Below are 12,028 nucleotides of genomic sequence, written 5' to 3' on the forward strand. Positions count from 1 at the left end.
GGTGCGGGAAGCGTTTCACGCCTCCTGCTGTTCGTCAAGCGGGCCGTTGAGGGCGCGAACTGATTCGCCGAACGCTGACGGCGCTCTCGACGTGCGGAATCGCTTTGCCTGGAGGACCTTCGCCGGTAAGTTCAGGCCTGCCGGGTGACTCGGGCCGGCGAAGGGGCCAACTATGACGGACGACGAACTACTGGATCTGTTGCGGCTGCACCTCATTTCCGGGGTCGGACCGCGGATCAGCACGCTCCTCTTGGACCGATTCGGGTCGGCCGGCGAAGTCCTGCGGGCGTCGGGACCGGACCTCCTCAGCGTCGACGGCGTCGGCCCGAAGCTCTCCGTGGCGATCACCCGCGCGAGGCAGGATCCGGCCGCTGAGCGGGAGCTGGAGCGGTGCCGCGCCGAGGGAATCCGCCTCCTGATCCGCGGGACGCCGGACTATCCGCGGGAGCTGGCCGAGATTGCCGATCCGCCCGCGGTCCTGTATTGCCGCGGCACGTATGAGCCCCGCGACTCGCTGGCGATCGCGATCGTGGGGACGCGGAAGCATTCGACTTACGGAAAGCAGACGGCGGAGCGGCTGGGAGCCGCGCTGGCCCGGGCCGGATTGACGATCGTCAGCGGCCTGGCGCGAGGAATCGACGCCGCGGCGCATCGCGGAGCGCTCCAGGCGGGCGGCCGGACGATCGCCGTCGCCGCGACCGGGCTCAAGAACGTCTACCCGCCGGAGCATGCCGATCTGGCCGTCGAGATTGCACGGCAGGGATGTCTGCTCACGGAGGCACCGCTCGATCGGGGCCCCGCGGCCGGGTTCTTCCCGCAGCGGAACCGGATCATCTCCGGCGTGTCGCTCGGCGTGATCGTGGTCGAGGCGGACCGGAACAGCGGCTCTCTGTCGACCGCTGCCCATGGACGGGAGCAGGGGCGCGAGATTTTCGCGGTGCCGGGGCAGATCGACAACCTGCGTAGTCGCGGCTGCCACGACCTGATCCGCGACGGGGCGACGCTTCTCCGCGGCCCGGACGATGTGCTGGAGGCTCTCGGCCCGCTGATGGGACCGGTGCAGACCGCCTCGGACGAGGTGGTGCATTCACCGCGGGAGCTGACGCTCAATGAGCCCGAGCGGCTCGTGCTCAACGCCGTGACTCAGGCACCTTTGCTCGTCGACGAGGTCCTGAGAGCGGTCGAGATGGAGACGTCGAGAGTCCTGTCGACGCTGACGGTGCTCGAGATGAAGCGGCTGATCCGGCGGCATCCCGGCGGGTATGTGTCGCGACCGTAGTGACCGCCCTGTGGCGCTTGCTCGTACGGTGTACTTGCCAGCAAGGCTATGCCCACTCAGACCTATCGCGCGACGGCACCCGGGGCTAAGGGGCGAAGAACACAACACAGCCCCTCTTGCCGCCGGAGGCAGTTTTATAGAGCAGTGATAAACAACGGATGTCCCCTTTGTGGCACAAGCGTTGAGGACTCCTCTACAACACGCCGCTCGCTTTGCAATCCCCGCGGATTGGCGAGGGCGCATCCGGCACGTTGTCCGCGCTTGGACACTCTCTCCTTCAGACAGCTCTCGACGGCCAGGCCTCCGGCGGGCAAAGGGGCGTTGCCCCCTTGCATCCCCCACCAGGATCCCCCTGGACCCGGTGAGGCTGGCGACGTTGAGTTGCGCGTTAGGTACCGATCGGCCGGGGGCGATGTTCAAGCATTCCCAATAGTCGTCTCTTTCCAAAGCGGTTCGACGAAACCACAATCCAAATCTCGCGGAGTCATCCTCATCGAGCCCCTTCTAACGACCCGTCCCCGGAGCCGCGTGTGATCTCCCCGTCCGACCCGCAGGCTGGGCCCGTGGTGGAACTGCACGACGTCTCCCAGTTCTACGGCAAGTTTCAGGCCCTGCGGAACGTCTCCTTCCAGGTCCAGCCCGGAGCGATCGGCCTCGTCGGCCAGAACGGGGCCGGAAAGTCGACCCTGCTCAAGCTCCTGCTCGGACTCATCCGCCCCAGCAGCGGCCGCGGAACAGTCCTCGGCTACGACCTCGTCCGTGAGCGGAGCCGGCTGCGGGGACTGATGGGGTTCATGCCGGAGGCGGAGTCGCTCATTCCCGGCGTACGAGGGGTCGACCTCGTGGCGCTCGCCGGCGAACTCTGCGGCATGCCCCGGCGGCAGGCACTTCGCCGCGCACACGAAGTCCTCTCGTACCTCGATCTCGACGAAGCCCGCTACCGGCGGTGCGAAGACTATTCCGTCGGCATGAAGCAGCGGCTGAAGCTCGCCGCCGCGCTCGTCCACGATCCGCCCCTCCTGCTCCTCGACGAGCCGACCGCCGGACTCGATCCCAACGGCCGCGACGGCATGCTGCGGCTGCTGCACGCCATCGCCAGCCGGCATGGAAAATCGCTGATTCTCTCCACGCACCTCCTGGGAGACATCGACCGGATCTGCGAGCAGGTCATCATCGTCGACAAGGGGGCGATCCTGGGGGTCGGCAAGATCGGCGAGCTCCGCCGCCACTGGCGGAACCGATTCCTCATGCGATGGCGGGGCGACGGCGAGCGACTCCTGAGTGCGCTCCAGGCGGGGGGCGTCACCGTCCCTTCGCGGCCCCGCGCGGACGAGGCGTTCATCGAGATTCCCGAGGACTGGTCGCCCCGAACAGTTTTCGAACTCTCGTTGCAGCACGAGACGACGGTCTCCGACCTCATCCCGGACAACGAAGACCTGTCGCAGCTCTATCACCGCCTCGTCGGAACGGCGGCGACGGCACGGCCGACGGGGGCGGCGGCTGCGGCAAAGGATGGAACCAGTACGAACGGGAGGCCGCAATGACGTCCGGTCCAAGCGAAAGCGGCCCCGCCATGGCGCTCAGCCAGGCGGGCTACCGCACCTGGGACGGAGAGCGCCGTTCCGCGTGGTGGAGCTGCCTGTCGCTCGTCCGCGTCGGGCTCTCGCTCATGTTCCGGCGGTGGATCTTCTGGATCCTGATCGCCCTGGGGCTGATGAACTTCCTGTTCCACTTCACGTTCATCTACCTCAAGGCGACGCTGACGGTCCAGAACGGCGACTTCGGACGCTTCCTCGACAACTTCAAGGTGACGGGGACCGGCGACGCCTATGCGGACTTCATGTTCGCACAGGCGACGATCTGCGCGCTGCTCCTCGCCTTCGCGGGCTCCACGCTCATCGGCAGCGACTATCGCCAGGGAGGGATGATCTTCTACCTGTCGCGGGGAATCGGCCGCTGGCACTACATCTTCGGGAAGCTGCTGACGATCGCGGCGGTCGTCACCCTCGTCACCACGCTCCCGGCGCTCGTCCTCTACATCGAGTACGGGACGTTCAGCAACTCGCTCGACTACTTCTTCGAGAACCCGCGGATCGCGGGGGGCATCCTGGGGTATGGAGCGGTGCTGGCCATCGTGCAGAGCCTGATGGTCTTCGCCATCGCGGCCTGGGTGCCGCGGACCGTTCCGCTGGTGATGACCTGGTTGGGAGTCTTCGTACTGCTCAAGGGGCTGGCCGAGGCAATGCGGTCGATCGATGGCAACCGGATGTGGCTCCTGCTCGGATTCTGGGACGACATGCATCGTGTCGGCCGCTGGTGTTTCGGATCGCTCAAGGAGTCGCGGCCGCCGACGCTGGTGCAGTGCCTCGTGGTCCTTGGCTCGCTCTGCGTCGTCTCGCTGTTCCTGATCCTGCGGCGCGTCCGGGCCGTCGAGGTGGTGTCATGACGGCCCCCGCATCGGAGTCAAACTCCGCGCAATCCTCGCCGCTCGTCGAGTTTCGCTCAGCGACGAAGTGGTACGGCGACGTCATCGGGATCAACGATGTGACCCTGACGCTGGGCCCCGGGATCACCGGCCTGCTCGGTCCCAACGGCGCGGGGAAGACGACGCTCATCAAGCTCCTCACGGGCCAGCTCAAGCCAAGCCTGGGGGAAGTGCTGGTCCGCGGGAAGTCCGCCCGGACCGCCGCGGCCCGGCGGCACTTCGGCTATTGCCCCGAAGGAGACAACTTCTACGAAGAGATGTCAGGGCGGCAGTTCGTCCGGACGATGGCTCGCCTCCACGGCTTGCCGCCGCGCGCGGCGCGGGAGCGGACGGAGGAGACTCTCGCCGAGGTCGGCATGTCCGACCGGGCCAGCCGTGGTCTCAGCGGGTATTCCAAAGGGATGCGGCAGCGGATCAAGCTCGCCCAGGCCCTCGTGCACCGCCCGGAAGTCCTCGTCGTCGACGAACCGCTCAACGGGATCGACCCCGTCGGACGGAAGGAATTGATGGAGCTGTTCCGCCGTCTGGCGGACCGCGGGCAGGCGGTGCTGGTGTCGAGCCATATCCTGGAAGAGATGGACCAGATGGCGGACCGCGTCGTCTTCATGGGACGGGGCCGGGTCCTCGCGGTCGGCACGCTCCCGGAGCTGCGGGCCATGCTGGCGGAACAGCCGCTGCGGATTCGCGTCGCCTGCCGCCAGCAGCGGGAGCTCGCCGCGCGGCTTGTGTTGTGGGATCTCGTGCTCGGGATCGAACTGTCGGGAGACGAGGAGATCCACCTGCAGGTCTCACGGCCGCGGGAGTTCTACGAGCGGTTCGCGCGGCTGGTCGTCGAGCAGTCGTTCGACGTAGGCCGGCTGGAGACGACGGACGCCACGACGGAGGCGACGTTCAAGTATGTCATGGCGGCCGCCACGCGGTTCTGATTCCGGGAGTCCCTGTGAACGAGTCACGCTCGACGTTCTTTGCCTGCCTGGCGCTCTTCTGGCTGACGCTCCGTCGCCAGCTCCGCTCCCGGCAGACGCTGATCTGCCTGGCGCTGGCGGTCGTCGTGGGGCTGATCGTCTATGCCGCGACGTGGCGCCCCTCCGTGCGGCCCGCGCGACTCGCGAACAACGTCTTCATCCCGACCTTCGTCGCCTTCCTGATGCCGATCTTTGCGGTCTGCTACGGAGCCTCCGGGTTCGGCAGCGAGCGGGAGGACCGGACGCTCGTCTACCTTCTGATCTCCTCTCTCCCACGTCCGCTCGCCTATCTGGTGAAAGGGCTGGCTTGTCAGCTCCTCGTGGCGGCGTGGACGGTCGGAACCCTGTGGGCTTACTGCCGGATCGCCGGTGCGCCGGGAACGGAACTCCTTCCGGTCTTTCTCCGGGCGAGCCTTCTGGGGAGTCTGGCGTACGCCTCGCTGTTCCTGCTCGTCGGAGCGGTGTTCCGGCACGGCACGATCATTTCGCTCGTCTACTGGTTCTTCCTGGAGGTGCTCCTCGGCAACCTGCCGGGGATCGTGAAGCGGGTGTCGATCGCCTACTACGTCCGGTGCGTCATCTACGGATTCGGTGAGGATCTGAAGATCAAAGCGATCAACGAGGACATGTGGGTCGGCATCTCGGGCCCGGCGGCGACGACGGCGCTCGTCGCTCTGGTGGCCGGGCTGACCCTTGCCGGCGTCGGCGCGTTCAGCCGGCGGGAATACGCCGATGTCGGATGACCTCGTGCCGCCGGGTGCGCCGGGGGGAGAACTTGCGCCGCAAGGGATACCGGAATCGGCCGAAATTCTTCCTTCCGGGCCCTCCCATGTCCCCCTGAAGCGCGTCGTCGGGGTCGGCGGCGCAACGATGATGGGGCTGGGATCGATCGTCGGCACCGGGATCTTCGTGAGCCTGGGATTGGCGGCGGGGAGCGCGGGTCCGGCCGTGCTGCTGGCGATCGCCGTGGCTTCGCTGGTCGCGGTCTGCAATGGACTGAGCAGCGCGCAGCTGGCGGCGGCCCATCCGGTCAGCGGAGGGACGTATGAGTACGGACACCGGTGGCTGCATCCGCTCCTCGGGTTTGTTGCGGGCTGGATGTTTCTGTGCGCGAAGGCCGCTTCGGCGGCCACGGCGGCTCTCGGGATCGCCGGCCACGTTGCCCAGGCGCCATCGATCGGCCCCGATGCGACGGTCGGCATTGCGCTCGCCCTGGTCGCCGGGCTGACCGGGATTGTGACGGCCGGTCTTCGGATCAGCAGTGCGGCGAACACCGTCTTCGTCTCGGTGACGCTCGCGGCGCTGGCCCTCTTCATTGGCGCCGGACTCTTCTCGGGCGGCGGACCGGAGCCGGAGCGGTTTCGTCCGTTCTTCGCGCCGATCTCATCCGACGCGACACCTCTGGGCGGCTTTCTCCAGGCGTGCGCCCTGATGTTCGTCGCCTTCACCGGGTACGGGCGCGTCGCGACTCTCGGCGAGGAGATCGTCGACCCCGCCCGGAGCATCCCGCGGGCGGTCGTATCGACCTTGGCGGTCTCGGCCGCGCTCTACGTCGGTGTGGCGTTCGTGGCTCTCGGCACCGCCTCGGCCGCCGAGCTGGAGCAGGCAGCCCGCCGCACCGGAACCCCTCTGGAGCTTGTTGCGGATCGGCTGCATGTCCTCGGTCTCACCCCGCTGGTCCAGGTTGGCGCCGTGACCGCCATGCTGGGAGTCATGCTCAACCTGCTTCTGGGACTCTCGCGGGTCGTCCTGGCGATGGGGCGGCGCCGGGATCTTCCGGGCCTGTTCTCGATTCTGGACGGCCGATCGGCTTCCCCGGTTGCCGCGATCCTGCTTGTCGGGGGCCTCATCGGTGGGCTGGTCCTTGTCGGCGACGTGAAGACGACCTGGTCGTTCAGCGCCTTCACGGTCCTGATCTACTACTCGCTGACGAACCTCTGCGTCCTGCGGATGCCTCCCGCGGAGCGGCGATACTCCGGGGCCCTGGCTGCATTCGGGCTGGCGGCCTGCCTGTTTCTTGCCTTCTGGATTGACCGCCGCGTGTGGCTCGTCGGTCTGGGGTTCATCGCCGCGGGAGCGGCGTGGTGGTGGGTCGCGGAACAGGTGCGCCGCAGGAGAGGTGGCGAGGCTCCGCTCCGGTCATCATGATGGCCGCATGACACGTTTCCTGCTCATCCCGGTTCTCTCCACGCTCGTCCTCATCGGCACATCCCGGGGGGATGACCCGCCGCGGCGGCTGTATCTCGACGAGTTCCGTCCGCAGGCCGAACTGCAGGCGCCGGAGCAGATCCTCCAGAAGGCCAAGTTCCCGTGCGTGAACGTCCACACGCATCCGTTCAAGCTGACGGACGAGGAGCTGGCCGAGATGGTCCAGGCGATGGATGTCTCGAACATCGCCTGCAGCGTGAGCCTCGACGGGCAGGCGGGGCCGAACTTTCCGCAGCATTACAGCCGGCTGACGTCGAAGTATCCGAACCGCTTCGTCGTCTTCGCTCGGATGGATTACCAGGGGCTGGCGCCGAAAGACGATCCCAAGGCGTGGGACGTCAACCAGCCGGGCTTCGGTCTGGCGATGGCGGACAAGCTTTCGGCGGCGGTCCGGGAAGGGGCGAGCGGGCTGAAGCTGCTGAAGGACCTGGGGCTGCTAGTCCGGGATGCCGAGGGGAAGCTGATTGCGCCGGACGATCCGCGGTTTGATCCGGTGTGGCAGCGGGCGGGAGAGCTGGGGGTGCCGGTGCTGTGGCACTGTTCCGATCCGATCGCGTTCTTCAAGCCGACGAATGAGAAGAACGAGCGGTGGGAGGAGCTGTACCGGCATCCGGAGTGGAGCTTTTACGGCAAGGACTTTCCGTCGCACCAGTCGCTGATCGATGCCCGGAACCGGGTGATTGCGCGGCATCCGAAGACGAAGTTCATTTGTGCGCACATGGCGGATATCCCTGAGGACCTGGCGAAGCTGTCGGGGTATCTCGACGCGATGCCGAATATGAATGTCGAGATTGCGGCGCGGGTGTCGGAGCTGGGGCGTCAACCGTATACGGCGCGGAAGTTCTTTTTGAAGTATTCGGACCGGATCCTGTTTGGGACGGATGGTGTGCCGCCGGTTTCGGAGCTGATTCCGCACTGGCGTTTTCTGGAGACGTGGGACGAGTATTTTCCTTACGAGGACAATCCGTTTCCGCCGCAGGGGTTCTGGAACATTTACGGGCTGGGGTTGCCGGATGAGGTGTTGCGGCGCGTTTATCATGAGAACGCGGAGCGGTTGATTCCGGGGGTCGCCAAGGCGGTCAAAGCGTGGAAGGCGAAGTAGCGTCCTTGCCGGCGCGGCTCCCATAGCTCAAGCCCAATTTGCGACGGCAGCCGGGGTCAAGGGGGTCTCACCCCCTTGCCGCCGGAGGCACTCCTGTGAGGAACCGTGGCAAACAACCGACGTCCGCTTCGTGGAACCGGCGTTGAGGACTCCCCGCTCGCTTCGCATTCCCGCGGGTTGGCGAGTGGGCATACGACACGGTGTCCGCGTTTGGACACGATCTCCTTCAGACATCTCCCGACGGCCAGGCCTCCGGCGGGCAAGGGGGGATTCTCCCCCCCTGCACTCCCCCACCAGGGTGCCCCTGGACCCGGTAGATAGGCCCTACTTCGATTTGGGTCCGACTGGACGGCCGGGCTGGCAGAAACACGACGACGTGATCTCCACGTCCGCGTCCTTCCAGCACTCCGCGAACCGCTTCCTCGCTGTGCCGGCTTCGTCCGCCTTCCCCTGCAACTCCAGACTGCGCGCCAACCCAAACAACGCCCAACCGTTGTTCGGCATCTTCCTGAGATCCTCCCGATACACCGCTTCCGCCTCCGCGGCCCGGCCAGCCGTCAGCAACGTCGCCCCCAGCGCATGCCGCACAGGATGAATCCAGTCGGGCGGCTCCGAGTACCGCAGCCGATCCTCCCGCCGCACCGCCTCCCGAAGCTGCTCAATCCCCTCGTCGACCTTTCCGTCCCGCACATCGATCTCCCCCGCCAGCAGACACTCAGCCACCCCCAGCACGTCCGCCGCCGTGTTGTTCCCGACGATCCCCTCCTTGGGGACCAGGGAGCGAGCGGCGAGGAAAGCCTTCTGCTCCGCGCGAGCCTTCGCAACATCGAGCTTGGCGGCATACGCGATCCCGCGGGCGCAGTGCCGCATCGCCCGCGTGAACGGCAGATACTCCGGACCTTCCGAAGCCGCGAGAACATCGTCCCAGCGCCCAAACCGGATCAGAACCTCCAGCGGCATCGCCAGAAAGCCATCGGCAAACAGGGCGTTGTCATGAACCCAGTCGGCCGGCATTGCCTCCGTCATCTCCTGGATCGCCCGGACCGCCAGCCCGCTCTGCCCCCGCATCATGGCGGCATAGGCGAGCATGTGATGGTTATGGGCCATGTAGATCCGGTAGAAGCCCTGCTTCGGCGACTGCTTCCGATACGCCTGATCCGCCTCGATCGCCAACGTGTTCGACGCGATCGCCTCCGCCCAGCGTCCCGTCCGGACATCGATGTGCGACGGCATATGAACCAGATGCCCGAGCCCTGGCTGAAGCGTCAGCAGCCGCTTCGCCGGCGCGATCGCCTTCTGCGGCTGCGGCGAGGCTTCGACCGCGTGGATGTAAAGGTGCAGCGCGAGCGGATGCTCCGGCACCTGCGTCAGGGCCGCTTCGAGGGTCCGGACGACCTCGTCCGTTCCGGGCCGGGCAACCCCCTCGGCCGTCCACAGGTCCCACGGCCGCAGGTCCATGAGCGACTCGGCGAAGAGAGCCCCGATGTCGGCATCGTCGGGATGCCGCTGCCAGACCTCCCGCATCGCCCTGGCGTAGGCCTCATCGAGCGGCTTGCGATCGTCGGGCTGCGGGTCCGCGTAGCGATGCGCGAGGGCGGCGATGAGTTCCTGCTCGGTCTCCGACGCGCCGGCCGCGACCTCGCGTGCGGTGGCGAGCGCCTGCCAGGCGGCTTTGGCCTGCTCCGGCGGGACGACGGGGTTGTTGATGTGCGGGCCGTGGGCGATCGCGACGCCCCACCACGCCATCGCGCACTTGGGGTCGCAGTCGGCCGCCTTGCGGAAGGAGCGGATCGCCTCGTCGTGATTGAACGCGTACAGCAGGCAAAGTCCCTGATTGAAGTACCGCTGCGCCTCGAAGGACTCCGTCGTCACCTTGCGGCCGAAGTTCCCCAACCCCTGAAAGAGCGGCACGATCGCTGCCGGAGCTGCTTCTTGACCCCGGCCCACCGAAGAGATTCCCGTCGCCGTAAGGGCCCCCGCCAGGAGCCCGATGCCGATGTGCACGCGTCTCATAGTGTTCCTGTTTCGATCCGTCGCAGTTGCCCGAGTTCAGAAGGCGCAGCGCTCACCGAGACGTCATGATCCTGAGAAGGCAGGATGAAAGCCGCTCGCACTCAGCACCCGGTCCGGTCGATGCCTGCACGGCATGGTCGCCGGAATCCGATGTGAATCGGTAATGGCAAATGCAGTGCCGTGTCGACCACGGAATCGTCTGGTCCTCGCCGGCCCCGCCCTCGTTCTCGTGATTCCGTTCAGTTCCAGCCGAGTCCGCCAATCGGGCCCGGTTCCGAATTCCTCGCAGGACAGCAGCGGCCCAGTTCGGTTCGCCGCACTTTGAATCACTTCGCTTCCGGCGGCTCTGCGGCGGAATTCCGCACCAGCCGGTTGAGCGTTTCGAGCGTGGCCTGATGGACGTACTTATTGTGCGAGACGATGACGTGGCTGCCGAGCGCGGTCGCCTTGCGGCTCCCTTCGGGAAGAACCAGTTCGGTGACGACCCGGGCCACGTCCTCGGCCGTGACCCCGGGACCGAGAAGCGGCTTCACGTTGTAGACCCGCAGGGAGTGACGCTTCTCGATCTCCGTCCGCGGACCGATGAACAGGGCCTCCTGGTCGATCACGAAATCGAGTGCCTGGCCGTCGACGTCCTGTAGAAGGATTCCAAGCGCCGACCGCAGCCGGATTCCTTCCAGTGTCACCGACACGCGCGCTTTGATCAGTTCCTCCTCCGAGACGCCCGGCAACAGGACGATGTTGATCCCGTGCCGGTCGGCCAGCATCCGCAGGGCCTGGGAGAGCGTGTGGTCCGGCGCCTTCAGCGCGGTCTCTGCGGAGAGGGTCCGGGCGATACGGACCTCCGCGGAGCTCGTCCGGGTGACTTCGCGGATCTCCTCGCTCTGCGAGTCGTCAGCCACCGCATCGTCCGCGCGAAGCGGCTCGCCCCCGCACAGCAGGCCCAACACCAGAAGAGCGGTCGGTGCGCAGGACCGGAACGCGACGAAGCAGCAACGCTGTGCGAAGGTCATGATGTTTTCACCAATCGAGAAGCGGACGAATGATCCCAATCGCAGTGAGACTCTCCGGCAATCTCCGAGCGGAGAGTCGGGGCCAGGGCTCACGCGGGTGGACCGGCCCCTGGTTGCCGGAGGCACCGGATCGCGGCATTGAATCCATTGAACCGCGGCGTTCGACACCGGAGAAGACGGATTACGGACGGAACGGCCCCTGTGTGGCCCGGAAGACCAGAACGTCCTCGGCATCAGTCGAACGGAGTCGACGGAGGACCGACTCATGGACGTGGCGGTTCCCCACCACGGCCACCAGGCCGCCGATCGGCTGGGCCTTGGGGGAATTCTTGAGCAGCCGTCCCGAGTTGAGCAGATCAGCAACGTCCTGGCCCGTCGCACCGTCCTTCAGAAGGGGCTGAACGTCGTAGACGCGGATCTCCAGCCGGGCGCGGACGTTGTCGCGGTCGGTGATGCGGAGCTGCTCGCCGTCGATGTGGTAGTCGATGAACCGGCCGTCGAACAGCAACTGCAGGGCCTTCCGAAGCGGGACATCGCTCGCGTCGATCGAGAAGGGCCGCTTGGCCCCCTCGCCGAGGTTCGCGATCGCTTTGTGGTCCATCACGATATTGATTCCGTGGGCGTCGGAGATGGCCCCCAGCGCCTGTGACAGCGTGCGATCCTTGAACTTGAGCTGCGCCGGCCGGTCGAGGCAATCGTAGATCCGTTGCGAAGCCCGGGCGCGGGTCGTGATGTCCCGCACGACGAGATCCGTAGACTCGTCGGAAACTTGCCTTGGCGACACCGTCTCGTCGGCGCGAACCAGCCGGCCCGGCGACAACGACGATCCGACAACGACGATCAGTACGGCAGCGCCGATCCGGCAGATTCCCATTCTTTGTCCTCCCTGCTGAGTGGCCCAGAGTCCGGCTTCGTGGGCGCATACAATAGGAGCGGAACCTGCCGCCGGTCCATGCCGGGCGG

10 protein-coding genes are annotated in these 12,028 nt (G+C 66.5%); 7 read left to right on the top strand and 3 right to left on the bottom strand.

Going from position 1 to position 12,028, the window contains the following annotated elements; translation table 11 throughout:
• The first annotated feature begins 172 nt into the window (after positions 1-172).
• The 7 genes from dprA to VT03_RS02505 all read left to right on the top strand — a co-directional run bounded on the left by dprA (position 173) and on the right by VT03_RS02505 (position 8,039).
• Positions 173-1,279 (top strand): DNA-processing protein DprA, encoded by a 1,107-nt coding sequence (gene dprA, locus VT03_RS02475; RefSeq protein ID WP_075091521.1) that lies wholly within the window; start codon positions 173-175, stop codon positions 1,277-1,279.
• Between the two features lie 530 nt (positions 1,280-1,809).
• The gene (locus tag VT03_RS02480; RefSeq protein WP_075091522.1) at positions 1,810-2,823 is read left to right on the top strand and encodes an ABC transporter ATP-binding protein; all 1,014 of its coding nucleotides are present in this window, start codon (positions 1,810-1,812) and stop codon (positions 2,821-2,823) included.
• Positions 2,820-3,725, top strand: coding sequence for an ABC transporter permease (locus VT03_RS34050; RefSeq protein ID WP_197489177.1), 906 nt, complete (start codon positions 2,820-2,822; stop codon positions 3,723-3,725). Before VT03_RS02480 ends, VT03_RS34050 begins: the two co-directional genes overlap by 4 nt.
• Positions 3,722-4,690: an ABC transporter ATP-binding protein gene (locus VT03_RS34055; protein ID WP_075091524.1), complete on the top strand. Its 969-nt coding sequence runs from the start codon at positions 3,722-3,724 to the stop codon at positions 4,688-4,690. The genes VT03_RS34050 and VT03_RS34055 overlap by 4 nt, the downstream gene beginning before the upstream one ends.
• Positions 4,691-4,704: 14 nt before the next feature.
• Positions 4,705-5,472, top strand: a complete 768-nt coding sequence (locus VT03_RS02495) for an ABC transporter permease (RefSeq protein WP_075091525.1) — start codon at positions 4,705-4,707, stop codon at positions 5,470-5,472.
• Positions 5,462-6,877, top strand: a complete 1,416-nt coding sequence (locus tag VT03_RS02500; RefSeq protein ID WP_082845881.1) for an APC family permease — start codon at positions 5,462-5,464, stop codon at positions 6,875-6,877. Before VT03_RS02495 ends, VT03_RS02500 begins: the two co-directional genes overlap by 11 nt.
• Before the next feature lie 7 nt (positions 6,878-6,884).
• A complete protein-coding gene (locus tag VT03_RS02505; protein WP_082845882.1) occupies positions 6,885-8,039 on the top strand; it encodes an amidohydrolase family protein in 1,155 nt (384 codons plus the stop codon).
• A gap of 324 nt (positions 8,040-8,363) precedes the next feature.
• Here the strand turns inward: VT03_RS02505 and VT03_RS02510 are convergent, their stop codons facing one another.
• The 3 genes from VT03_RS02510 to VT03_RS02520 all read right to left on the bottom strand — a co-directional run bounded on the left by VT03_RS02510 (position 8,364) and on the right by VT03_RS02520 (position 11,939).
• A complete protein-coding gene (locus tag VT03_RS02510; RefSeq protein ID WP_156514241.1) occupies positions 8,364-9,950 on the bottom strand; it encodes a tetratricopeptide repeat protein in 1,587 nt (528 codons plus the stop codon).
• 428 nt (positions 9,951-10,378) lie between these two features.
• Complete coding sequence (locus VT03_RS02515) at positions 10,379-11,065, bottom strand: hypothetical protein (RefSeq protein ID WP_156514242.1); 687 nt, start codon at positions 11,063-11,065, stop codon at positions 10,379-10,381.
• Positions 11,066-11,246: 181 nt separating this feature from the next.
• Positions 11,247-11,939, bottom strand: a complete 693-nt coding sequence (locus VT03_RS02520) for a hypothetical protein (protein ID WP_075091529.1) — start codon at positions 11,937-11,939, stop codon at positions 11,247-11,249.
• Between the last annotated feature and the right edge of the window lie 89 nt (positions 11,940-12,028).

The organism is Planctomyces sp. SH-PL14 (assembly GCF_001610835.1).
GTDB lineage: Bacteria > Planctomycetota > Planctomycetia > Planctomycetales > Planctomycetaceae > Planctomyces_A.